Source organism: Streptomyces sp. NPDC058291, assembly GCF_042880855.1.
Taxonomy (GTDB): Bacteria; Actinomycetota; Actinomycetes; order Streptomycetales; family Streptomycetaceae; genus Streptomyces.
In genome coordinates this window covers 1-22,894 of sequence record NZ_JBHVYK010000071.1, presented here as the reverse complement: position 1 = coordinate 22,894, position 22,894 = coordinate 1, and the positions used below count along the sequence as shown (strand labels likewise).

General features: G+C 72.5%; 16 protein-coding genes. 12 read left to right on the top strand and 4 right to left on the bottom strand.

The features are described 5' to 3' along the window. Positions 1 to 128 precede the first annotated feature (128 nt). The 3 genes from ACFVYK_RS28590 (at position 129) to ACFVYK_RS28580 (ending at position 4,014) form a co-directional block, all read left to right on the top strand. Positions 129 to 335, top strand: coding sequence for a hypothetical protein (locus ACFVYK_RS28590; protein ID WP_389778999.1), 207 nt, complete (start codon positions 129 to 131; stop codon positions 333 to 335). A gap of 92 nt (positions 336 to 427) precedes the next feature. After that, positions 428 to 3,553 carry an AAA family ATPase gene (locus ACFVYK_RS28585; RefSeq protein WP_389778997.1) on the top strand — a complete coding sequence of 1,042 codons (3,126 nt, stop codon included), beginning with the start codon at positions 428 to 430 and terminating at the stop codon, positions 3,551 to 3,553. Positions 3,554 to 3,732: 179 nt separating this feature from the next. Further along, the gene (locus ACFVYK_RS28580) at positions 3,733 to 4,014 is read left to right on the top strand and encodes a DUF6191 domain-containing protein (RefSeq protein ID WP_389778995.1); all 282 of its coding nucleotides are present in this window, start codon (positions 3,733 to 3,735) and stop codon (positions 4,012 to 4,014) included. A gap of 6 nt (positions 4,015 to 4,020) precedes the next feature. Here the strand turns inward: ACFVYK_RS28580 and ACFVYK_RS28575 are convergent, their stop codons facing one another. Continuing rightward, positions 4,021 to 5,181 (bottom strand): PQQ-dependent sugar dehydrogenase, encoded by a 1,161-nt coding sequence (locus ACFVYK_RS28575; protein ID WP_389778993.1) that lies wholly within the window; start codon positions 5,179 to 5,181, stop codon positions 4,021 to 4,023. Positions 5,182 to 5,295: 114 nt separating this feature from the next. Beyond that, positions 5,296 to 6,291, bottom strand: a complete 996-nt coding sequence (locus ACFVYK_RS28570) for an aldo/keto reductase (protein ID WP_389778991.1) — start codon at positions 6,289 to 6,291, stop codon at positions 5,296 to 5,298. Between the two features lie 73 nt (positions 6,292 to 6,364). Here ACFVYK_RS28570 and ACFVYK_RS28565 point away from each other — a divergent pair, with 73 nt between their 5' ends. The 6 genes from ACFVYK_RS28565 to serA all read left to right on the top strand — a co-directional run bounded on the left by ACFVYK_RS28565 (position 6,365) and on the right by serA (position 16,485). Next, a complete protein-coding gene (locus tag ACFVYK_RS28565; protein ID WP_389778990.1) occupies positions 6,365 to 7,342 on the top strand; it encodes a 2-hydroxyacid dehydrogenase in 978 nt (325 codons plus the stop codon). Between the two features lie 426 nt (positions 7,343 to 7,768). Further along, the gene (locus tag ACFVYK_RS28560) at positions 7,769 to 10,864 is read left to right on the top strand and encodes a putative bifunctional diguanylate cyclase/phosphodiesterase (RefSeq protein ID WP_389778988.1); all 3,096 of its coding nucleotides are present in this window, start codon (positions 7,769 to 7,771) and stop codon (positions 10,862 to 10,864) included. Positions 10,865 to 11,119: 255 nt separating this feature from the next. Next, on the top strand, positions 11,120 to 12,967 hold the full coding sequence (locus ACFVYK_RS28555; RefSeq protein ID WP_389778986.1) for an acetolactate synthase large subunit: 1,848 nt from the start codon (positions 11,120 to 11,122) through the stop codon (positions 12,965 to 12,967). A 20-nt stretch (positions 12,968 to 12,987) separates the two neighbouring features. Continuing rightward, positions 12,988 to 13,512, top strand: coding sequence for an acetolactate synthase small subunit (gene ilvN / locus ACFVYK_RS28550; protein ID WP_389778984.1), 525 nt, complete (start codon positions 12,988 to 12,990; stop codon positions 13,510 to 13,512). Between the two features lie 118 nt (positions 13,513 to 13,630). Further along, positions 13,631 to 14,629: a ketol-acid reductoisomerase gene (gene ilvC / locus ACFVYK_RS28545; RefSeq protein ID WP_389778982.1), complete on the top strand. Its 999-nt coding sequence runs from the start codon at positions 13,631 to 13,633 to the stop codon at positions 14,627 to 14,629. Between the two features lie 266 nt (positions 14,630 to 14,895). Further along, entirely contained in the window at positions 14,896 to 16,485 is a 1,590-nt protein-coding gene (gene serA / locus ACFVYK_RS28540) for a phosphoglycerate dehydrogenase (protein ID WP_389778980.1), read from the top strand. A 121-nt stretch (positions 16,486 to 16,606) separates the two neighbouring features. On the opposite strand, the gene ACFVYK_RS28535 is transcribed toward serA, so the two are convergent. Further along, the gene (locus ACFVYK_RS28535) at positions 16,607 to 18,124 is read right to left on the bottom strand and encodes an MFS transporter (RefSeq protein WP_389778978.1); all 1,518 of its coding nucleotides are present in this window, start codon (positions 18,122 to 18,124) and stop codon (positions 16,607 to 16,609) included. 97 nt (positions 18,125 to 18,221) lie between these two features. Between ACFVYK_RS28535 and ACFVYK_RS28530 the strand changes: the two genes are divergently transcribed. Further along, complete coding sequence (locus ACFVYK_RS28530) at positions 18,222 to 18,812, top strand: TetR/AcrR family transcriptional regulator (RefSeq protein ID WP_389778976.1); 591 nt, start codon at positions 18,222 to 18,224, stop codon at positions 18,810 to 18,812. A 64-nt stretch (positions 18,813 to 18,876) separates the two neighbouring features. Here ACFVYK_RS28530 and ACFVYK_RS28525 read toward each other — a convergent pair whose 3' ends face one another. Beyond that, positions 18,877 to 20,079, bottom strand: a complete 1,203-nt coding sequence (locus ACFVYK_RS28525) for a PucR family transcriptional regulator (RefSeq protein ID WP_389778974.1) — start codon at positions 20,077 to 20,079, stop codon at positions 18,877 to 18,879. A 164-nt stretch (positions 20,080 to 20,243) separates the two neighbouring features. Between ACFVYK_RS28525 and ACFVYK_RS28520 the strand changes: the two genes are divergently transcribed. Continuing rightward, positions 20,244 to 21,170, top strand: coding sequence for a proline dehydrogenase family protein (locus ACFVYK_RS28520; RefSeq protein ID WP_389778972.1), 927 nt, complete (start codon positions 20,244 to 20,246; stop codon positions 21,168 to 21,170). 65 nt (positions 21,171 to 21,235) lie between these two features. After that, complete coding sequence (gene pruA / locus ACFVYK_RS28515; protein WP_389778970.1) at positions 21,236 to 22,867, top strand: L-glutamate gamma-semialdehyde dehydrogenase; 1,632 nt, start codon at positions 21,236 to 21,238, stop codon at positions 22,865 to 22,867. Positions 22,868 to 22,894: the final 27 nt, after the last annotated feature.

The following is a 22,894-nucleotide window of genomic DNA, read 5'->3' as shown; positions in this document are numbered from 1 at the left end:
CGCGTCTAAGGCCCCGCCCGCCGCCGAAGATGCGGAACTCTCCCGATGTGGCGCACCCCCCTGACAGACGACAGTGAAGGCATCGCGGCAAGCGAAGACCGACACCGACCTCTCAGGGGACGTCCACCATGTACGAGTACGAGCTCCACCAGGCCCGTTCCACCGAGCTCCGCCGCCGGGCCGCGGACGAGCGGCTGGCCCACGAGGCCGTCCGCGGCGCCCGGGCCGCCCGCCGCGAAGCCGCGGCACGCGCCGCCCAGCGGTCGGACGGCGACGCCGAGAGCGAATCCCATACCCGCCGTCCGCGCCGGTTCGGATTCCCCCGACCGGCGTGAACACCGACGCGCGGGGCGGCCGCACGGGGGTCGGCCGCTCCGCCGGCGAGGGCCCGGCGATATCCGCTGGGCCCTCCCCGTTCCCGCGTGCCATGCTCGCCCCCGTGCAGACCAGGTCCGTCAGCCCCGTCTTCGTCGGCCGCGCCGACGAGTTGGACACCCTCGACGACGCGCTCTCCCGCGCCGCAGCGGGAGAGCCACAGGCGTTGCTGATCGGCGGCGAAGCCGGCGTCGGCAAGACCCGGCTGGTCGAGGAGTTCGCCACGGCCGCCGGCCGCCGAGGCGCCGTCGTCGCCCTCGGCGGCTGTGTCGAGATCGGCGCCGACGGACTGCCCTTCGCCCCGTTCTCCACCGCCCTGCGCGCCCTGCGCCGCGCCCTGCCCGCCGAACTGGCCGCCTGCGCGGCCGGCCAGGAGGAGGAACTCGCCCGGCTGCTGCCGGAGTTGGGGCAGACAAGAACCGGACGGCACGACGAGGAGGGCATGGCCCGTCTCTTCGAACTCACCGCCCGCCTCCTGGAGCGCGTCGCCGCCGAGCACACGGTCGTCCTCGTCCTGGAGGACCTGCACTGGGCCGACGCCTCCACCCGCCACCTCCTGTCCTACCTGCTGCGCACCCTGCGCACCGGCCGCCTCGTCGTCCTCGCCACCTACCGCGCCGACGACATCCACCGCCGCCACCCGCTGCGCCCGTTGCTCGCCGAACTCGACCGGCTGCGCACCGTCCGCCGCCTCGAACTGGCCCGTCTCACCCGCGACGAGGTCTGCCGCCAGATCGCCGGCATCATCGCCCAGGAACCCGACCCGGCCCAGGTCGACGACATCTTCGAACGCTCCGACGGCAACGCCTTCTTCGTCGAGGAACTGGCCGTCGCCGCCCACGAGGGCTGCTGCACCGGCCTCACCGACTCCCTGCGCGACCTGCTGCTCGTCCGCGTCGAGGCGCTGCCCGAGAGCGCCCAGCACGTCGCCCGGATCGTGGCCGAGGGCGGCTCCACCGTCGAGTACCGGCTGCTGGACGCCGTCGCCCGGCTCGCCGAGGACGACCTCATCGAGGCACTGCGCGCCGCCGTGAACGCCAACCTCCTGCTCACCACCCCCGACGGCGACGGCTACCGTTTCCGCCACTCCCTGGTCCGCGAGGCCGTCAGCGACGACCTCCTCCCCGGCGAACGCGCCCGCCTCAACCGCCGCTACGCCGAAGCCCTGGAGGCCGGCCCGACGCTCGTCCCCGCCGACGAGCGCGTCATGCGGCTGGCCAGCTACTGGTACCACGCCCACGACCCGGCCAAGGCGCTGCCCGCCGTCCTCGACGCCTCCGTCGAGGCCCGCTCCCGGCGCGCCTACAGCGAGCAACTGCGGCTCCTGGAAAGGGCGATGGAACTGTGGGAATCCGCCCCGCAGGACGTGCGGGGCGCGCTGAGCCCCGCCGACTACACCCCGGCGTACCCCCGCCCCCTGCCCGGCCGGCGCGAGGGGACCTCCAACGGCCCTGCCCCCGCCGCCGTCCCGCTGCGCTACCTCGACCTCATGGCCGAGGCCACCGTCGCCGGCCGCTACTGCGGGGAACGCGAACGCTCCCTGCAGATCGCCAAGCGGGCGCTGCGCCTGCTGGACGAGGACGGCGACGACCGTCCCCCCGGCTCTCGACGTCCCTCCCGCCCCGAGGATCCCCAGCGCGCCGCCTGGTTCTGGGTGCAGCGCTCACGGCTGGTCCGCTCCCTGGGCCGGGGCAGCGGCCGCGAGGAACTCGCCACCGCCGAGGAACTGGTGCGCGGTCTGCCGCCCAGCGAGGTGCACGCCGAGGTGCTCATCCACCTCGCCAACTGGTTCATGATCCACGCCCCCGGCCCCGAGGCGTACGAGGCCGCCGAGCGGGCCGTGGAGTACGCCCGCATGATCGGCTCGCGCGAGACCGAGCTCGACGCCCGCCAGGTCCTCGGCGTCCTCATGGTGCACGCCGGGCACATCGAGGCCGGACTCGCCGAGCTGAACGAGGTCAAGGAGCGGGCTCTCGCCGAGGGCGCCCCCTCCGTCGCCCTGAACGCCTACGTCAACCTCCCCTCCGAGCTGGAGGCGGTCGGCCGCTCCCGGGAGGCGGTCCCGATGCTGGAGAAGGGCCTCGACCTCGCCCGGCGGCACGGCCAGTCCGACACGGAGGCCTGGGTGTGGGGCAACCTCGCCGAGTCCCTCCTCTCCCTCGGCCGCTGGGACGAGGCCGCCCGCGCCTGCGCCGCCGCCGGCCGGGTGGGCCAGGGCGTGGTGATCCGGGGCGTCCATGCCACTCTGCGCGCCGAACTCGCGCTCGCCCGCGGCGACCTCGCCGAGGCGGAGAGCCGGCTCGCGGCCGCGCGGAACTTCTTCGCCGCCCATGACCACGCCCCGCAGCACCACCTGCCGCTGACCCGCCTCGCCGTCCGGCTCGCCGCCGCCCGGGGCCGCCCGCTGGACGCCCGCGCCCACGTCGCGCCCGTCCTCGACCGGGGCTTCCCGCCGGGCGCCCAGCGCGACGCCTGGCCCCTGCTGCTCGCCGCGGCCTCCGCCGAGGGCGACGCCCGGGCGCTGCCCGCCGCCGACGCCGGCCGCGCCGACCTCCTGGCCCGCATTCGCGCCGCCGCGAAGAGGCTCGTCACGATCGCGCCCGTCTGGCAGGCCCACGACCAGTGGGTCCGCGCCGAACTCCGACGCGCCGAGGGCTGCACCGACCCGGACGACTGGTGCGAGGTCGTCACCGCCTTCGAGCGCCTGGAACGCCCCTACGACCTCGCCCGCGTGCGGCTCCGCCTGGCCGAGGCCCTGCTCTCCACCGGCGGCGACGGCGACCGCGACCGGGCCGCCGAGCTGCTGCGGCTGGCCCACGCGGTCGCCGCCCACCTCGGCGCCCGCCCCCTCGCCGAGGCCGTCGCCCTGCTCGGCCGACGCGCCCGGCTGTCCCCGGTCCCCGCCGCGGACCGGACGGACGTCTGCGCCCCGCCCGCCGATCCGCTCGCCGCCCTCGGCCTGACCAGCCGGGAACGGGACGTCCTGCGGCTGGTGGCCGAGGGCCGCACCAACCGCCAGATCGCGCAGAAGCTGTTCATCTCGCCCAAGACGGCGAGCGTCCACGTCTCGAACATCCTGTCCAAGCTCGATGTGTCGGGCCGGGGCGAGGCGGCGGCGGTGGCCCACCGGCTGGAGCTGTTCCCGCCGCAGGCCGAGGACCGGGTGACGGCGCGATAATGGGTGCGGCCGCCAGGTGGCGACCGTCGATCGGTCGCTGATCGAGGAGGACCCCCGCCGACGACCGCTGCCCCGCACGACCGACGACCGCTGCCCCGCACGACCGCTGCCCCGCACGACCGCTGCCCCGCACGGCAGTGCCCCGGCACGGCAGTGGCCCGGCACGGCAGAGGAGGACGATGTTCAACCCCTTCGAGGAACTCTTCGCACCGGGCCGCAAGCACACCAGGGACGAGCAGAACCGGCTGGAGCTGACACGGGAGGACGTCGGCGACGCCGATCCCGGGCACGGGCCGATAGACCTCGCCTCCGGAAAGGTCGTGGTCCGGGCGGCCGAACCGGAACCGGCTCCGGAACCGGCTCCGGAGCCGGAGCCGGAGCCCCAGGAGACCGAGGCCGGGGCGGAACAGCCCCGCGGACAGGACGCCGCGGGGGAGGAGCCCGCGGCGGAAGGCGGGTGACGGCGCTCAGCTCACCCGCAGCTCCAGGATCCGGTCGTCCCCCTGCTTCGGCGAGCCGCGGCCGTCCGTGTCGCTGGTCGTGACCCACAGCCTGTCCCCGCCCGCCGACACCACCGTGCGCAGCCGGCCGTACTCCCCCTTGAGGAAGGCCTGCGGGGCCGCCGAGGCCGCCGTGTCGCTGAGGGGGATGCGCCACAGGCGCTGTCCCTTGAGACCGGCCATCCAGATCGAGCCCTCGGCGTAGGCGATGCCGCTGGGGGAGGCGTCGTCGGTGTGCCACTGGGCTATCGGGTCACGGAACTTCGCGTCCGCGCTTTTGCCCTCCGCCGTCGGCCAGCCGTAGTTCCCGCCCGGCGCGATCGCGTTCAGCTCGTCCCAGGTGTCCTGGCCGAACTCCGAGGCGAACAGGCGCTGCTCGGCGTCCCAGGCCAGGCCCTGCACGTTGCGGTGCCCGTACGAGTACACCGGCGAGCCGGGGAAGGGGTCGCCGGCGGCGGGTTCGCCCTCCGGGGTCAGGCGCAGGATCTTGCCGCCCAGGGACTTCCTGTCCTGGGCCAGCCCCCGGTCGCCGTTCTCGCCGGTGCCGACGTACAGCATCCCGTCGGGGCCGAACGCGATCCGGCCGCCGTTGTGGATCATGCCCTTGGGAATGCCCTTGAAGATCGTGTCGGGCGCCCCCAGCTGGTCCCCGGACGGCCGCTTCGCGTCGTAGAGCATGCGGACCACGCGGTTGTCCGAGGCCGTGGTGACGTACGCGTAAATCATGCGGTCCGAGGCGTAGTCGGGGGAGAGGGCGAGACCCAGCAGGCCGCCCTCGCCGGCGGCGGAGACGCCGGGCACCTCGCCGAGCTCCGTCTTCGCGCCCGTCTTCTCGTCCACCCGGGTGATCGTCCCCTCGTCGCGCGAGGACACCAGCAGACCGCCCTCGGGAAGGGGAGCCAGGCCCCAGGGGCTGTTCAGGTCCTCCGCGACCGTGCGCACCACCGTCACCGTGCCCTTCGCGGGCGGCGTCCGCTCGGCGGACGGGGAGGCCTGCGCGCTCGTGCGCCCCGGCGAGGCGCTGGCGGAGACGCCCGGCGATCCTCCGGCGCCGGAGGAACAGCCGGCGGTCGCCAGCAGGGCACTCGCGGCCACCAGGGCCGACACAGCTCGACGTCCCACGATCATGGTCCCTTCGGCACGGCGGTTCCCTCGGCAGGCTCCACTCGTCCTACGCCTTGTCCTACGCGGCTGACGTCTCCCGGGTTCCCGATCCGCGCCGACGCCACCCTTGCGTGGCCCTCATTCCCACGATCCCCGCGCCGCCGGGAGCTGCGCCACCTCCGTCAGGTCCTGCGGCGTCAGGCGCAGCGTGGCCGCCGCCGCGTTCTCGGTCACCCACCGTTCCCGCTTGGCGCCCGGCACCGGGACGACGTGCCGGCCCTGCGCCAGCACCCAGGCCAGCGCCACCTGCGCCGCCGTCACCGCCTCGCCGTGCCGGGCCGCGATCCGGCGCAGACCGGCGACGATCGGCTGGTTCGCGGCCATCATCTCGGCGGTGAACCGGGGATGACGGGCCCGCATGTCGTCCGGTTCGAAGCCCTGACCGGGTTTCAGCGTGCCGGTCAGGAAGCCGTTGCCGAGCGGCATCGCCGCCAGGAAGCCGACGCCGCGCGCCTCGCACCACGGCAGCAGCGTCTCCAGCGCCTCGGGCGACCACACCGACAGCTCCGCCTCCACCGCGCTCACCGGGAAGACCTGTTGGACGCGCCGCAACTGGCGAATCGTTCCGTCGTACAGCCCGCCCGAGCGGCGTCCGCCGCGCGCCCCCACCGCGCACCACCCCAGCGCCCTCACCTTGCCCGCCCGCACCAGTTCCGCCATCGCGCCCCAGGTCTCCTCGACCGGCACCTCGGGGTCGGCGCGGTGCAGCTGGTACAGGTCGATGACGTCCGTCTGCAGGCGCCGCAGGGACGCGTCGCAGGCCCGTCGCACGTACCCGGGGCGGCCGTTGGCGACGATGTGCTGCTCACCGACGAGCAGACCCACCTTCGTCGACACGAACGCGTCGGCGCGCCGCTCCCTCAACGCCCGGCCCAGCAACAGCTCGTTGGTGAAGGGGCCGTACATGTCGGCGGTGTCCAGCAGGGACGAACCCGTGTCCAGCGCCCGGCGCACCGCCCTGAGCGACTCGTCGCCCCGCTGCCGCGACCCGCTGTACGCCCAGCTCATCGGCATGCACCCGAGCCCCACGGCCCCCACCTCGAGCGCCCCCGCGCCGATCGTCCTGCGCTCCACCTGCTCGTGACCCTCCCTCGCCGGACTCCAACCTAACCGCTGAGCCGACGCGCACCTGACATAGCCTCCTGGCATGACCGCTGACCTGGCACTCGACGTATGGCTGCCCATCCCGCCCGACGAGATCGACGGGCTTCCGGACGGACTCGACTACCTCTTCTGGGACGGCGGAGAAGCAGGCGACCAGCCGTTCCCCGGGGATCCCGCGCGCTGCGCCGTGTACGTGGTGCCGTACCTGAAACGGCAGCAGGTGAAGGTGCGTCCGCTGCGGGAGATGCGCAACCTCCAGGTCGTGCAGACCCTCACCGCCGGCGTCGACGACATCACGTCGCGGCTGGCGGACCTCGTGCCCGGGGTGCGGCTGTGCAACGCGCGCGGGGTGCACGAGGCGAGCACCGCCGAGCTGGCGCTCACCCTGACCCTGGCCGCGCTGCGGGGAATCCCCGAGTTCGTGCGCGCGCAGGACGCGGAGCGCTGGCAGAGCGCGTTCCATCCCGCGCTCGCCGACAAGAACGTCCTCGTCGTCGGGTACGGCTCCATCGGCTCCGCCATCGAGGACCGGCTCGTGCCCTTCGAGGTGGCGCGGGTGGCGCGCGTCGCGCGCTCCTGGCGCACGACGGCGCGCGGCCCCGTGCACCCGATCGCCGAACTGCCCGCCCTGCTGCCCGAGGCGGACGTGGTCATCGTCTCCACGCCTCTGGACGACAGCACGCGCGGTCTGGTCGACGCCGGCTTCCTGGCCCGGATGAAGGACGGCGCGCTGCTGGTCAACGTGGCCCGCGGCGCGGTCGTCGACACCGGGGCGCTGCTCGCCGAGCTGCGGAGCGGCCGCCTCACCGCCGCCCTGGACGTCACCGACCCCGAACCCCTGCCCGCGGGGCACCCGTTGTGGTCCGCGCCGGGCGTCCTCATCAGCCCGCACGTCGGCGGACCCACCTCCGCCTTCCTGCCCCGCGCCCAGCGGCTCGTGGCGGACCAGTTGGGCCGCTTCGTGAACCGCGAACCGCTGCGCAACGTGATCCTCACGACGGGACCGGCGGACGGGTCCTGACCGCCCCGGCAGTCCTCCGCCCCGGTTCGCGCACGCTCCGCAGTCCCACGGACGCGTTCTGTACCTCATTCGGGCGCATATGCCGATGATCGTCACGCAGCGTAGAGGGCCTATGTCCCTGAGTGACGAGACTGGTGTATCGTCCCGACAGGGGCTGCGCCGCGCACGATCGGCGTCAGGGATGGACATTGCAGACTTGTGAGGGGGGCGACGGGCGATGCACGGCCTATGGACGAACGATCCGACGCGGCGGAGCCGTCGGCGGCGACCCTGGCGCTCGGCCACGCGCGGGCACGGTCACCGCACTCATCACCGCCCTCCCCACGGTCCTCCCCCTCAGGGGTGCGGCGGCCGCAGGAGGCAGACGAAGCCGACGCCCCGGGGCCCGCGGGACCCGGGAGCGACGCGGAGCGGGAGGACGCGGTGATGTCGCCGTCGACCTCCGCGCCCCTCCTCGACGGAGCGCTGCGCACGCAGCCCCCGACCGGGAGCCCCCGCCTCGCGCCGCCGTCCGCCCGCGGCCCCCGATACCACGTGGCCCACCAACTCCTGCTGGCCGTGGTCTGCGCGGGATACGCCCTCGGCTCGGCGCTCGGCTGGGGCTCCGACCGACTCGCGCTGATCATGGGCGACTTCGGGCTGACCGGCGCGGCCGGCGCGGCCGCCGTCTCGTGCCTCCTCTACGCACGCACCCGCCGCGTCCGCTTTCGATCCGCCTGGCTGCTGTTCTCGCTCTCCTCGGCGATGGCGGCCCTGGGCAACCTGGTCTGGGGCTGGTACGAGGTGGTCCTGGGCCGTGCCGTGCCCAGCCCGAGCTTGGCCGACCTGTTCTTCCTGTGCTTCGCGCCCCCGGCCATCGTGGGGCTGCTGGTGCTCGCCGCCCGCCCCATGACGAAGGCCGGCTGGGTCTGTCTGGCGCTGGACGCCTGGCTGATCGCCGGCTCGCTGCTCACCCTCTCCTGGAGCCTCGCGCTCGCCCAGGCCGCCCGGTTCGACGGGCCGAGCGTGGCGCACGCGGCGCTGTCGCTGGCGTACCCGCTGCTGGACATCGCCCTGGTGAGCATGGTGCTGGTGCTGCACTTCCGGCGCACGCCGGTGAACCGCACCGCGGTCAACACGGCCGTCGGCGCGCTCGGGCTGACCGTGATGTGCGACGCGCTGTTCACCTCGCCGCTGCTGCACAACAACTACCGCTCGGGCCAGCTTCTCGACGCGGGCTGGTTCGCCGGTTCGCTGCTCCTGGCCTACGCGCCCTGGGCCGCCTCCCGGCAGCAGGCCGCCGCGGAGGAGGGGCACACGCGCGTGGTGCTGGAACATCTGCCCGGCCAGCGCGCCGGCGGGCGCCCGCCCGCACCCGGGCGCGCGCCGGGTCCCGTGCAGCAGCCCCCGGCGGCGCAGGGGCCGGGGCGCCCGCAGGCCCAGACACCGTCCCAGGGCGGCGACCCGGGCCGGTTCCCGGTCACCCGGCCCATCACCGGCTCCCTGGCCGCGCTCACGCCCTATCTCGCCGCCGCCGTCTGCACGCTGGGGATCCTCTACAACGTCCTCAACGGCCGCAGCGTCGACCGCGTGGTGCTGCTGACCGGCGGCACGGTCGTGCTGGCCCTGGTGGTGCGCCAGGGGATCATGCTGCTCGACAACATCACCCTCACCCAGGAACTGGCGCAGAAGGAGAACCACTTCCGCTCCCTGGTGCAGGGCTCCAGCGACGTCATCATGATCGCCGCCCCCAGCGGCGTCCTGCGTTACGTCTCCCCGGCCGCCGCCGGGGTCTACGGCCGGCCCGCCGAGGACCTGGTGGGCACCGAGCTGGCCGATCTCATCCACCCCGGGGACCTGGGCTCCGTGGTGCACGAGGTGCGCCGCTTCCTCGCCGCCAGCCCCCAGGACGAGCCCACCACCCGCATCGAGTGCCGGTTCCGCTCCGGCGACGGCGGCTGGCTGAACGTCGAGTCGACCGTCAACCGCCACCACGGCGGCCTGATCTTCAACAGCCGGGACGTCACCGAGCGCGTGCGTCTGCAGGCCCAGCTCCAGCACAACGCCGAGCACGACCCGCTCACCGACCTCCCCAACCGCGCCCTGTTCACCCGGCGGGTGCAGCAGGCCCTGTCCGGCCGGCGCAGCTCCGACCGGGGTCCGGCCCTGCGGGGCACGGCGGTCCTCTTCATCGACCTCGACGGGTTCAAGGCCGTCAACGACACCATCGGCCACGCGGCCGGGGACGAACTCCTGGTCCAGGCCGCCCGCAGGCTCCAGGACGCGGTCCGCAAGGGAGACACCGCCTCCCGGCTGGGCGGCGACGAGTTCGCGGCCCTGATCGTCGGTGACGGCACCCGCGACCGGGCCGCCCGCGAACGGCACATACGGGAACTCGCCGACCGCCTGCGGCTCACGCTCTCCCAGCCGTACCTCATCGACGGCCGGGAGGTCAGGGTCGCCGCGTCCATCGGCGTCGCCTTCGCCGAACCCGGCCTCGGCACCGGTGAGCTGCTGCGCAACGCCGACCTGGCCATGTACCGCGCCAAGGCCGGCGGCAAGGGCCGCGTCGAGCTCTACAAGCCGCAGATGCAGCAGGACGTCGTCCGCAAGGCGGAGCTGGCCACTCGGCTGCGCACCGCGCTGCACGAGGGCGAGTTCGCGCTGCTGCACCAGCCCGTGGTGCGGCTGGACGACGGCCGGATCACGTCGGTGGCCGCGCAGGCCCGCTGGCGTTCCTCGCAGGGGGTGCTCTTCACGCCCGCCGAGTTCCTGCGGGTCGCGGAGGACGGTGACAAGACGGCCGAGCTGGGCCGCTGGGTGCTGGAGGAGTCCGTCGAGCAGGCCGCCGACCGGATCGCGAGCGGACTGACCCTGCCGGTCGTCGTGCGGGTGGGCGCCCGGCGGCTGACGGACCGTTCGCTGCCGCTGGGCTCGGTCGAGGCGCTGCTGACCCGGCACGGGCTGCCGTCCGGTTCGCTGGTGGTCGAGCTCTCCGACACCGACCCCAGGGTGCCGCTGGACGAGCTGGAGCGCCGTCTGGGGGCCTTGAAGCGCCTCGGCGTCCGCATCGCCCTGGACGGCTTCGGCAGCGGCTACGCGGCCCTCACGGCGTTGCGCCGGCTCCCCGTCGACATCCTCAAACTGGACCGCTCGCTGGTCGAGGGTGTCGTCGAGTCCGCGCGGCTGCACAAGATCACCAGTGGGCTGCTGCGGATCGCCGGTGATCTGGGGCTGCAGTCGGTCGCCGACGGCGTGGACCTGCCCGAGCAGGCCGTCGCCCTGCGCGCGATGGGCTGCACCCACGGCCAGGGCATGGCGTTCTGCGGCCCGCTGGACGAGTACCGGCTGCGCCGGGCCCTGGCGACCGGCCGCTTCCCGGTGCCGCACGGGCCCGCCGAACCGGCGTTCGCGGGCGGGGGCGCGGGGGTGTACGCCGGTGGTGCCCACACCGGTGGTGTCGTCGCCGGCGGTGTCACAGCCGTGCTGGGGAGCGCAAGCGCCCTTCGCTCACATAATGAGACTCCCGTCCCACCCACTTGACAGTCGGTGCGCGCCAGGGGGAGGGTCATTGCCATGCGCACCCGAATTCTCGTACTTGGAAAGCGCGTCGGCTGAAGCTGGTGACGTCCGGGCGAACCGGACAGCACCGCGACCCACACCCGGCGCGCTCCCCTCGCTTGCCTTTTGGCACGAGGGGTTTTTTGTTGCACAAAACCCGCGGGCCCCGCCCGCAGCAGGACCGCAACGACCCGCACGACCCTCAGTAAAACCCTCAGCATCGAGAAGAGAATGCCGATGACCGAGCAGGCCACCGGGGCCCATCCGCAGCCGCGGCCCCGATCCGGAGGACAGCACTCCGCGTCCGTCGAGCACGTGACGGGTGCGCAGTCCCTCATCCGTTCTCTCGAGGAGGTCGGCGCCGACACGGTATTCGGCATTCCCGGCGGTGCGATCCTTCCCGCCTACGACCCGCTGATGGACTCCACGCGGGTCCGTCACGTCCTGGTCCGGCACGAGCAGGGCGCGGGCCACGCCGCCACCGGCTACGCCCAGGCCACCGGCCGGGTCGGCGTCTGCATGGCCACCTCCGGGCCCGGCGCCACCAACCTGGTGACCCCGATCGCCGACGCCCACATGGACTCGGTGCCGCTCGTGGCGATCACCGGGCAGGTGGCCTCCAAGGCGATCGGCACGGACGCCTTCCAGGAGGCGGACATCGTCGGCATCACCATGCCGATCACCAAGCACAACTTCCTGGTCACCAAGGCCGAGGACATCCCGCGGACCATCGCGCAGGCGTTCCACATCGCCTCCACCGGCCGCCCGGGCCCGGTCCTGGTCGACATCGCCAAGGACGCCCTCCAGGCGAGGACCACGTTCTCCTGGCCGCCCGTCATGGACCTGCCCGGCTACCGCCCGGTGACCAAGCCGCACGCCAAGCAGATCCGCGAGGCCGCGAAGCTGATCACCGCCGCAAAGCGGCCGGTGCTGTACGTCGGCGGCGGCGTCCTCAAGGCCGGCGCCACCGCCGAGCTGAAGGTCCTCGCGGAGCTGACCGGCGCGCCCGTCACCACCACGCTGATGGCGCTGGGCGCGTTCCCCGACAGCCACCCGCTGCACCTGGGCATGCCCGGCATGCACGGCTCCGTGGCCGCCGTCACCGGACTGCAGAAGGCCGACCTGATCGTCGCCCTCGGCGCCCGCTTCGACGACCGCGTCACCGGCAAGCTGGACAGCTTCGCGCCGTACGCCAAGATCGTCCACGCGGACATCGACCCGGCGGAGATCGGCAAGAACCGCACCGCCGACGTCCCGATCGTGGGCGACGCGCGCGAGGTCATCGCCGACCTCGTCCAGGCCGTCCAGAAAGAGCACAGCGAGGGGCACCAGGGCGACTACACCGCCTGGTGGAAGGACCTCAGCCGCTGGCGCGAGACCTACCCGCTCGGCTACGACCAGCCCTCCGACGGCTCGCTCTCCCCGCAGCAGGTCATCGAGCGCATCGGGCAACTCGCCCCGGAGGACACGATCTTCGCCGCGGGCGTCGGTCAGCACCAGATGTGGGCCGCCCACTTCATCCAGTACGAGAAGCCCGCCACCTGGCTGAACTCCGGCGGCGCGGGCACGATGGGCTACGCGGTCCCGGCCGCGATGGGCGCCAAGGCCGGCGCCCCGGGCCAGACGGTCTGGGCGATCGACGGCGACGGCTGCTTCCAGATGACCAACCAGGAACTCACCACCTGCGCCCTGAACAACATCCCGATCAAGGTCGCCATCATCAACAACGGCGCCCTCGGGATGGTCCGCCAGTGGCAGACCCTGTTCTACAACCAGCGCTACTCCAACACCGTGCTGCACTCCGGCCCGAACGACGTCAACCCGGACGCCAGGGGCACGCGGGTCCCGGACTTCGTGAAGCTGTCGGAGGCCATGGGCTGCTACGCGATCCGCTGCGAGTCCCCGGACGACCTCGACAAGGTCATCGCGGAGGCGAACTCGGTCAACGACCGCCCGGTCGTCGTCGACTTCATCGTCCACGAGGACGCGATGGTGTGGCCGATGGTCGCCGCCGGCACCTCCAACGACGAGATCCTGGCCGCCCGGGACGTCCGCCCCGACTTCGGCGACAACGAAGACGACTGAGCGAGAGAGACGAAAGAGAAATGTCCAAGCACACGCTCTCCGTCCTGGTGGAGAACAAGCCGGGCATCCTGGCCCGGATCGCCGCCCTGTTCTCGCGCCGCGGTTTCAACATCGACTCGCTCGCCGTCGGCGTCACCGAGCACGCCGACATCTCCCGCATCACGATCGTGGTGAGCGTCGACGCCCTCCCTCTGGAGCAGGTCACCAAGCAGCTCAACAAGCTGGTCGAGGTGCTCAAGATCGTCGAGCTGGAGCCGGCCCAGGCCGTTCACCGCGAACTCGTTCTGGTGAAGGTGCGCTCCGACAACGAGACGCGCTCCCAGATCGTCGAGATCGTCCAGCTGTTCCGCGCCAAGACGGTCGACGTCTCCCCGGAGGCCGTGACCATCGAGGCCACCGGCGGCAGCGACAAACTGTCCGCCATGCTCAAGATGCTGGAACCGTACGGCATCAAGGAACTGGTCCAGTCCGGAACGATCGCGATCGGCCGCGGGGCCCGTTCGATCACGGACCGGTCGCTGCGCTCCCTCGACCGGTCGGCCTGAGACACGGAACGGGCGGTCGGCGTCATCCGGCCGCCCGTATACCGAGACCCCGAGACTTCCCTTCCGCCCGCCGTCATACGGTGGGACGCAACACCTGCACCCAAGGAGAGAACCCAAAGTGGCCGAGCTGTTCTACGACGCCGACGCCGACCTGTCCATCATCCAGGGCCGCAAGGTCGCGGTCATCGGCTACGGCAGCCAGGGCCACGCCCACGCCCTGTCGCTGCGTGACTCCGGTGTCGACGTCCGGGTCGGTCTGCACGAGGGCTCCAAGTCCAAGGCCAAGGCCGAGGAGCAGGGCCTGCGCGTGGTGACCCCGGCCGAGGCCGCCGCCGAGGCCGACGTCATCATGATCCTCATCCCGGACCCGATCCAGGCCCAGGTCTACGAGGAGTCCATCGCCCCGAACCTGAAGGACGGCGACGCGCTGTTCTTCGCCCACGGCTTCAACGTGCGCTTCGGCTTCATCAAGGCCCCGGCCGGCGTCGACGTCGCCCTGGTCGCCCCGAAGGGCCCGGGCCACCTGGTCCGCCGCCAGTACGAGGAGGGCCGCGGCGTCCCCGCGATCGCCGCGGTCGAGCAGGACGCCACGGGCAACGCCTTCGCGCTGGCCCTGTCCTACGCCAAGGGCATCGGCGGCACCCGCGCGGGCGTCATCAAGACGACGTTCACCGAGGAGACCGAGACCGACCTGTTCGGCGAGCAGGCCGTGCTGTGCGGTGGCACCTCGGCGCTGGTCAAGGCGGGCTTCGAGACCCTGGTCGAGGCCGGCTACCAGCCGGAGATCGCCTACTTCGAGTGCCTGCACGAGCTGAAGCTGATCGTGGACCTCATGTACGAGGGCGGCCTGGAGAAGATGCGCTGGAGCGTCTCCGAGACCGCCGAGTGGGGCGACTACGTCACCGGCCCGCGCATCATCACCGACGCCACCAAGGCCGAGATGAAGCAGGTCCTCGCCGAGATCCAGGACGGCACCTTCGCCCGGAACTGGATGGACGAGTACCACGGCGGTCTGAAGAAGTACAACGAGTACAAGGACGCGGACTCCGAGCACCTGCTGGAGACCACCGGCAAGCAGCTCCGCAAGCTGATGAGCTGGGTCGACGAAGAGGCGTAGGCCTCGCGGACAGAGGCCGGAGCGCGCTGCTCCGGCCTCTTGTCCATTCCGTCCGGCCACGGACGGGTGATCCTTCCGCGGAGGCATGAGGCGACCTCCGTCGCGGCACTACACTGCTGCCTACATACGCGTTCAGGCCCACAGCGTCGTGCGTCTTCCACGCGGCTAGCCCCTCCCTCCGCCTGCGGCCGTCGGGACGGCCGTCCGCACGCTCCCCCATAGCCATTGAGGGCATGGGAGGCGCCCCCAGACTTGTGAGGACTGACGTGAGCTCGAAACCTGTCGTACTCATCGCCGAAGAGCTGTCGCCCGCGACCGTGGACGCGCTCGGCCCGGACTTCGAGATTCGGCACTGCAACGGAGCGGACCGAGCCGAACTGCTCCCGGCCATCGCCGACGTCGACGCGATCCTGATCCGCTCGGCCACCAAGGTGGACGCCGAGGCGATCGCCGCCGCGCACAAGCTGAAGGTCGTCGCACGAGCCGGCGTCGGCCTGGACAACGTCGACGTCTCCGCCGCCACCAAGGCCGGCGTGATGGTCGTCAACGCCCCCACCTCGAACATCGTGACCGCCGCCGAGCTGGCCTGCGGTCTGCTGCTCGCCACCGCCCGGCACATCCCGCAGGCCAACGCCGCGCTGAAGAACGGCGAGTGGAAGCGGAGCAAGTACACGGGCGTGGAGCTCGCCGAGAAGACCCTCGGCGTCGTCGGCCTCGGCCGCATCGGCGCTCTCGTCGCCCAGCGCATGTCCGGCTTCGGCATGAAGGTCGTCGCCTACGACCCGTACGTGCAGCCCGCGCGCGCCGCGCAGATGGGCGTGAAGGTGCTGTCGCTGGACGAGCTGCTGGAGGTCTCCGACTTCATCACCGTCCACCTGCCGAAGACCCCCGAGACGGTCGGTCTGATCGGTGACGAGGCGCTGCGCAAGGTCAAGCCGAGCGTGCGGATCGTCAACGCCGCGCGCGGCGGGATCGTCGACGAGGAGGCGCTGTACTCGGCGCTGAAGGAGGGCCGCGTCGCCGGCGCCGGTCTCGACGTGTACGCGAAGGAGCCCTGCACGGACTCCCCGCTGTTCGAGTTCGACCAGGTCGTGGCGACCCCGCACCTCGGCGCGTCCACCGACGAGGCGCAGGAGAAGGCCGGCATCGCGGTCGCGCGGTCGGTGCGCCTCGCTCTCGCCGGTGAGCTCGTTCCCGACGCCGTGAACGTCCAGGGCGGCGTCATCGCCGAGGACGTCAAGCCCGGTCTGCCGCTCGCCGAGCGCCTCGGCCGGATCTTCACCGCGCTGGCCGGCGAGGTCGCGGTCCGCCTCGACGTCGAGGTCTACGGCGAGATCACCCAGCACGACGTGAAGGTGCTGGAGCTCAGCGCGCTCAAGGGCGTCTTCGAGGACGTCGTCGACGAGACGGTGTCCTACGTCAACGCCCCGCTGTTCGCGCAGGAGCGCGGGGTCGAGGTGCGGCTGACGACCAGCTCGGAGTCGGCCGACCACCGCAACGTCGTCACGGTGCGCGGCACGCTCTCCGACGGCGAGGAGGTGTCGGTCTCCGGCACGCTGGCCGGTCCCAAGCACCTGCAGAAGATCGTCGCGGTCGGCGAGTACGACGTCGACCTCGCGCTCGCCGACCACATGGTCGTCCTGCGCTACGAGGACCGGCCGGGCGTCGTCGGCACCGTCGGCAAGGTCTTCGGCGAGGCCGGCATCAACATCGCCGGCATGCAGGTCGCCCGTGCCGTCGCCGGCGGCGAGGCGCTGGCCGTGCTGACCGTCGACGACACGGTGCCTCCCGCGGTGCTGGCGGAGGTCGCCGAGGAGATCGGCGCGACGTCGGCTCGTGCCGTGAACCTGGTCTGAGGTTCGCCGTGCGTCTGGGGGCTGCCGCCCCCGGGCCCTCGCTTCGGCCCTGACGGGGCCTCGTCCTCGAACGCCGGACGGGCTGAGACTCTCAGCCCGTCCGGCGTTTTCGTCCGTGCCGCTACTTGTCGCCGACGCGTGTCCTGCGCAGCGTGGCCGTCGCCGCCACCGCGGCCCCCGCGAGGACCACCGCTCCCGTGATCGCCGCGCCCTGCATGCCGGTGGTGAAGGCCTCGCGGGCCGCCGTCGCCAGGGCGTCTCCCGTGCGCCCGGGCAGTCGGCCGGCGACCGCCAGCGCGCCACCGAGCGTCTCGCGGGCCGGGGCCGGCGCCGAGGACGGGATCTCGTGGCGGTAGATCGCGGTGCCGACGGAGCCGAGGACCGCCATGCCCAGCGCGCCGCCGAACTCCGCGCCCGTCTCCAGCAGGGCGGAGGCCGAACCGGCGCGCTCGGCCGGGGCCGTGCCCATCGCCAGGTCCGTCATCTGGGAGATGACCATGACGATCCCGGAGGCGAGGATGCCGCAAGCGCTCAGGACGAGCCACAGGGAGTCGGTGCCGGCCAGGGCGAGCAGGCCGTAGCCGGCCGCGCCGATCGCGAAGCCCGCCGTCACGACGTGGGCCCGGTCGACGCCCTTCTGGACCAGGGAGGTGGCCAGCGGCGCCGCCATGCCGATCGGCACCGAGGGCAGCAGCGCCCACAGCGCCGCCTCCAGCGCGCTTTTGCCGAGGACCGACTGCAGGTACTGCGTGGTGAAGAACGCCGAGCCCAGCATCCCGAACGAGGAGAGAAGGTTCAGGGCGACGGCGGGGCCGAAGCCGGGGCCGCGGAACAGGGCGGGGGAGATCATCGGATCGGCGGCCGTGCGCTGGCGGTGGACGAACAGGGCGGCGAAGAGCAGCCCCAGGGCGATCGAGACGACGTACTCGGTGTGGCAGCCCTGCACGGCGATCTCCTTCAGGCCGTAGACCACGGGGAGCACGGCGGCCGTCGACAGCGGGACGCTCGGCCAGTCGAAGCGGCCCGGGGCCGGGTCGCGCGACTCGGGCAGCAGGATCGGGCCGAGGGCCAGCAGCAGCACCATCGCGGGCAGGTTGACCAGGAAGACCGAGCCCCACCAGAAGTATTGGACCAGGACACCGCTCATCACCGAGCCGAGGGCGATGCCGCCCGTCATGACGCCGGACCACAGGCCGATCGCCTTCGCGCGCTGGCCGGGGTCGGTGAACATCGTGCGGATCAGGGCCATCGTCGAGGGCATCAGGGTCGCGCCGCCGACGCCGAGCACCGCGCGGGCGGCGATCAGCGTCCCGGCGCTGTCGGCGTAGGCCGCGGTCAGCGAGGCGGCGCCGAAGGCGGCCGCGCCGATCAGCAGCAGCCTGCGGTGCCCGACGCGGTCGCCGAGCGAGCCCATCGTCATCAGCAGACCGGCCAAGACGAACGCGTAGACGTCGAAGATCCACAGCTGCTGGGCGCCGCTGGGTTCGAGGTCCGCGTTGATCGCGGGGATGGCGAAGTAGAGGACGGAGACGTCCATGGAGACCAGGAGCAGCGGCAGCATCAGCACGCCGAGCGCGGTCCATTCGCGGCGGCCGGCGCGAGCGGCCGGGGGTGTGGCGGTGCTCGTCGGGTTCGTCATGACGGTGACTGTACGAGCGTATTAAACGATTGTCTAGGACGGCTGTATAAGTCAGTTGTCTAGGACGTCTGTATGGACCGGAGGTAGGGTGGCGGGCATGGGACACCGCGAGGATCTGCTCGAAGGCGCCAAGCGCTGCCTGCTGGAGAAGGGGTTCGTGCGCACGACGGCGCGCGACGTCGTCAAGGAGTCGGGGACCAACCTCGCGTCGATCGGCTACCACTACGGGTCGAAGGACGCCCTGCTGGTGCGGGCCTACGTCGCCCTGATCGAGGGCCTCGGCGACAGTTTCGACCCCGGCTGGGGCGCGGGCGGCACGAGCACGTCGGCCCCGGGGTCGCTGGAACGCTTCCAGGAGGTCTGGGCGAACATCATCCGTTCGCTGCCCGAGGCCCGGCCGGTGTGGATGCTGAGCCTCGAAGTCATCCTCTACGCGGACCGGTTGCAGGAGGTGCGCACCCTCCTCGCGGCGGCGCAGGAGGAGGGGCGCTCGGGGATCGTGCCCCTGTTCACCGGCGTCCCCGAGGAGGAACTCGACAAGGAGACCGTCGACTCGGAGGGCCGCTTCTACCAGACCCTGCTGAACGGGCTCATGGTCCAGTGGCTCTTCGACCCACCGTCGGCGACCGACGCGACGCAGCTCACCGAGGGGCTGCGGCGGGTGATCGCGGGCGTCGCACGCGACTGAACCGCCCGTCGCGAGCGGTCCGGGCGGCCGGGGGCCCGGTCAGGTCGGTCGGCCGGGGGCCCGGTCACGGCAGCCGGGCCGCCTTCAGCGTCATGTGCAGCAGCAGTCGGTCCTCGCCGTCGTCCAGGTCCAGGCCCGTCAGCTGCTCCACTCGCGACAGCCGGTAGTACAGGGTCTGCCGGTGGATGCCCAACTCCGCTGCCGTGCGCCCGGCCTGGCCCGCGCAGTCGAGGTACACCTCGGCGGTGCGGGCGAGTTCCTGGTGGGCGGGCGCCAACAAGGGCCGCACGGTGGGATCCTGGGCGGCGGCGGGCGGCAGCGCGGTCAGCAGACGATAGGGGCCGACGGACGCCCATCGCGCGACCGGGCCGAGGCGCGGCTCCGCCAGCGCGGCCCGCGCCGAAGCCGACGCCTCCTCCCAGGCCGCCCCGAGCTCGGCCAGCCCGACCCGCCCGGCGGCCACCCCCGCCGCCGCCTGCGCCGCCCGCTCCAGCAGACGCGCCGCCGCGGACGTGGCCGGCGTGAGGGCGTCCGCGGACCGCAGCCGCACCAGCACCGCCAGGCACTGGCCGGCCGTCGCCCACGGCACCGTGCACAGGGCCGTCGCGCCGGGCAGGGTGCGCAGCGAGGGCGCCTCGTCCGGGTCGGCGGACGGCCAGGGGGCCACGCACACCACCGTGTGGGGGCCGTCCGCGCGGGCGCCGAGCGCCGTGCGCAACTCCGCCACCGCCATGTCCCGGGGCCAGCCCCGCCCGGCGGTGAGCACCGCGCGCAGTTCCCGGGTGAGATCCGCGCCGTGCTGGGCCTCGTCCGCGAGCAGGGCGCCGATCCGCACGGTCACCTCCATGGCGGCCGCCAGCTGCGCGTCCGTGGGGCCGGGGTCGTCGTCCAGCAGCCAGACGTAGCCGAGGGCGACTCCCCGGTGCCGGACCGGGAGGCAGACGCGGCCCCGGTAGACGCCCGCCTCCGGGGTCGGCGGGATGCGGACCGGGCCGGTGGCGCGGGTGATGCCGAAGCCCTCGAACCAGGTGCGCACCGCCGTCGTCGAGCGCCGGGTCAGGATCGAGCGGGTGCGCACCGGGTCCAGCGCGGACGCGTCCAGCTCGTCGTCGCTGTCGTACGCCCCGAACGCGATCAGCTCGAAGTCGCGGTTCTCCAGGGTCGCGGGGGCGCCCAGCAGCTCCGAGATCTCGTCGACCAGCTCCTGGTAGTCACCCGCGTGGGAGGAGGACGCGGCATCGGCTGTCACATCGGCATTGTCCCCCATCTCCGCCCGCCCTTCATACATCTGTCTGAGATCCGCGGCACGGATGCGTGACAGCTGTCGATGGCCGACGATCGGAGAGGTCCTTAGGTTTCACGGTGGTTCTCCGTGCCGTTCCGGGATCGTCCGGCATCGGCCTCGTATGGGTTCGTATGTGGAGGTGCCCCGTGCTGGGTCCCGTGATTCTCGCCGCGTCGCGCAGCGACCGGATGCGTCGCCTGATCTCGGCGGCCCCGGTGACGAAGCAGGTCGTGGACCGCTTCATCCCCGGTGAGACCGTGGACGACATCGTGCCGATCATCGAGGAGCACGTCGCCCGGGGGCTGGAGCTGACGATGGACGTCGTCGGCGAGGACATCACCACCCCCGATCAGGCCGCCGCCGCCCGGGACGCCTACCTGGAGCTGGTCGACCGGCTCGGGGAGCTGGAGCTCGGCGAGCGGGTGGAGATGTCCGTCAAGCTGTCGATGTTCGGCCAGGCGCTGGACGGAGGCCACGAGCTGGCCCTCGCCAACGTCCGCCCGGTGGTCGAGGCCGCGGCCGCCATCGGCACCACCGTCACCCTGGACGCCGAGGACCACACCACCCTCGACTCGATGTTCGCCATCCACGAGGAGCTGCGGAAGGACTTCCCGCAGACCGGCTGCGTCATCCAGGCCTACCTCTTCCGCACCGAGGCCGATGCCCGCCGCCTCGCCGCGAGCGGCAGCCGGGTGCGGCTCGTCAAGGGCGCCTACAAGGAGCCCGCCGAGGTCGCCCACCAGCACAAGCACGAGATCGACAAGGCGTACGTCCGGGTCCTGCGCACGCTGATGGAGGGTGACGGGTATCCGATGATCGGCTCCCACGACCCCCGCCTGATCTCCATCGCGCAGGAACTCGCCCGCAAGGCCGGCCGCAAGCCCGACGAGTACGAGTTCCAGATGCTGTACGGGATCCGGGGCGACGAACACCTGCGGCTCGCCGCCGAGGGCCACCGCATGCGCGTCTACACCGCCTACGGCACCGACTGGTACGGCTACTTCATGCGCCGGCTCGCGGAGAAGCCCGCCAACCTGCGGTTCTTCGTCCGCAGCATGCTCACCCGAGACTGAGCGGGCTGAGCCCGCACCTCACCCGCATCACCCGCATCACCCGCTCAGAAGGAGTAACGGAAGACATGGACGCGGTAACCCAGGTCCCCACCCCCGTCAACGAGCCGGTGCACGGCTACGCCCCCGGCTCGCCGGAGCGCGCCCGGCTGGAGGCCAGGCTCAAGGAGCTCGCCGACAACCCGATCGACCTGCCCTGCACCATCGGCGGCGAGCGGCGGATGGGCGGCGGCGAGCGGTTCGACGTCGTGCAGCCGCACAACCACAAGGCCCGCCTCGGCACGTACGCCAACGCCACCCGGCGGGACGCCCAGGACGCGATCGACGCGGCCCTCGCCGCCGCACCCGCCTGGCGCGCGATGTCCTTCGACGACCGCGCCGCGATCATCCTGCGCGCCGCCGAGCTGCTCGCCGGCCCCTGGCGCGAGACGCTCGCCGCGTCCACCATGCTCGGCCAGTCGAAGACCGCCCAGCAGGCGGAGATCGACTGTCCCTGCGAGCTGGTCGACTTCTGGCGCTTCAACGTCGCCTACGCCCGCCAGATCCTGGCCGAGCAGCCGCCGGCCAACTCCCCGGGCGTCTGGAACCGTCTCGACCACCGCCCGCTGGAGGGCTTCGTCTACGCGATCACGCCGTTCAACTTCACGGCGATCGCGGGCAACCTGCCGACCGCGCCCGCGCTGATGGGCAACGTGGTCGTGTGGAAGCCGTCCCCGACGCAGACGCACGCCGCCGTGCTGCTCATGCGGTTGCTGGAGGAGGCCGGTCTGCCCAAGGGCGTCATCAACCTCGTCACCGGCGACGGCCTGGAGGTCTCCGAGGTCGCCCTGACCCACCGCGACCTCGCCGGCATCCACTTCACGGGGTCCACCAAGACCTTCCAGTACCTGTGGAAGACGGTCGGGGCGAACATCGAGAACTACCGCTCCTACCCCCGCCTGGTCGGCGAGACCGGCGGAAAGGACTTCGTCGTCGCCCACCCGAGCGCCGACCGCGCGGTGCTGAAGACGGCCCTCACCCGGGGCGCCTTCGAGTACCAGGGCCAGAAGTGCAGCGCGACCTCGCGGGCCTACATCCCGGCGTCGATCTGGAACTCGGGCTTCAAGGAGGAGTTCGCGGCCGAGGTCGACCAGCTCACGATGGGCGACGTCACCGACCTGTCCCACTTCGTCGGCGCCGTCATCGACGAGCGGTCCTTCGCCAAGAACAAGGCCGCCATCGACCGCGCCAAGGCGGATCCGACGTGCACGATCGTCGCCGGCGGCTCCTACGACGACTCGGTCGGCTACTTCGTCCGCCCGACCGTCGTCGAGTGCACCGACCCGGAGAACGAGGTCTTCACGACCGAGTACTTCGGCCCGTTCCTCGCCGTGTACGTGTACGAGGACGACCAGTACGACGCCATGCTGACGCAGATGGAGTCGGTGTCGGACTACGCGCTGACGGGCTCGGTCATCGCGGGCGACCGCGCGGCGGCCGCGTACACGATGGAGAAGCTGCGCTACGCGGCCGGCAACTTCTACATCAACGACAAGTCGACCGGCGCCGTCGTCGGTCAGCAGCCCTTCGGCGGCGGCCGCGCCTCCGGCACCAACGACAAGGCCGGCGCCCCGCAGAACCTGACGCGCTGGACCCTGACCCGCGCCATCAAGGAGACCCTGGTCCCGCCGACCGACTACACGTACCCGCACATGGGCTGACGTCGCCGTCGCAGGACGCGGGTAGGG

Coding starts and splice junctions, on each gene's coding strand:
- ACFVYK_RS28590 (WP_389778999.1), top strand. CDS start 129: ATGTACGAGTACGAGCTCCACCAGGCCCGTTCCACCGAGCTCCGCCGC.
- ACFVYK_RS28585 (WP_389778997.1), top strand. CDS start 428: ATGCTCGCCCCCGTGCAGACCAGGTCCGTCAGCCCCGTCTTCGTCGGC.
- ACFVYK_RS28580 (WP_389778995.1), top strand. CDS start 3,733: ATGTTCAACCCCTTCGAGGAACTCTTCGCACCGGGCCGCAAGCACACC.
- ACFVYK_RS28575 (WP_389778993.1), bottom strand. CDS start 5,181: ATGATCGTGGGACGTCGAGCTGTGTCGGCCCTGGTGGCCGCGAGTGCC.
- ACFVYK_RS28565 (WP_389778990.1), top strand. CDS start 6,365: ATGACCGCTGACCTGGCACTCGACGTATGGCTGCCCATCCCGCCCGAC.
- ACFVYK_RS28560 (WP_389778988.1), top strand. CDS start 7,769: ATGTCGCCGTCGACCTCCGCGCCCCTCCTCGACGGAGCGCTGCGCACG.
- ACFVYK_RS28555 (WP_389778986.1), top strand. CDS start 11,120: ATGACCGAGCAGGCCACCGGGGCCCATCCGCAGCCGCGGCCCCGATCC.
- ilvN (WP_389778984.1), top strand. CDS start 12,988: ATGTCCAAGCACACGCTCTCCGTCCTGGTGGAGAACAAGCCGGGCATC.
- ACFVYK_RS28535 (WP_389778978.1), bottom strand. CDS start 18,124: ATGACGAACCCGACGAGCACCGCCACACCCCCGGCCGCTCGCGCCGGC.
- ACFVYK_RS28530 (WP_389778976.1), top strand. CDS start 18,222: ATGGGACACCGCGAGGATCTGCTCGAAGGCGCCAAGCGCTGCCTGCTG.
- ACFVYK_RS28525 (WP_389778974.1), bottom strand. CDS start 20,079: ATGGGGGACAATGCCGATGTGACAGCCGATGCCGCGTCCTCCTCCCAC.
- pruA (WP_389778970.1), top strand. CDS start 21,236: ATGGACGCGGTAACCCAGGTCCCCACCCCCGTCAACGAGCCGGTGCAC.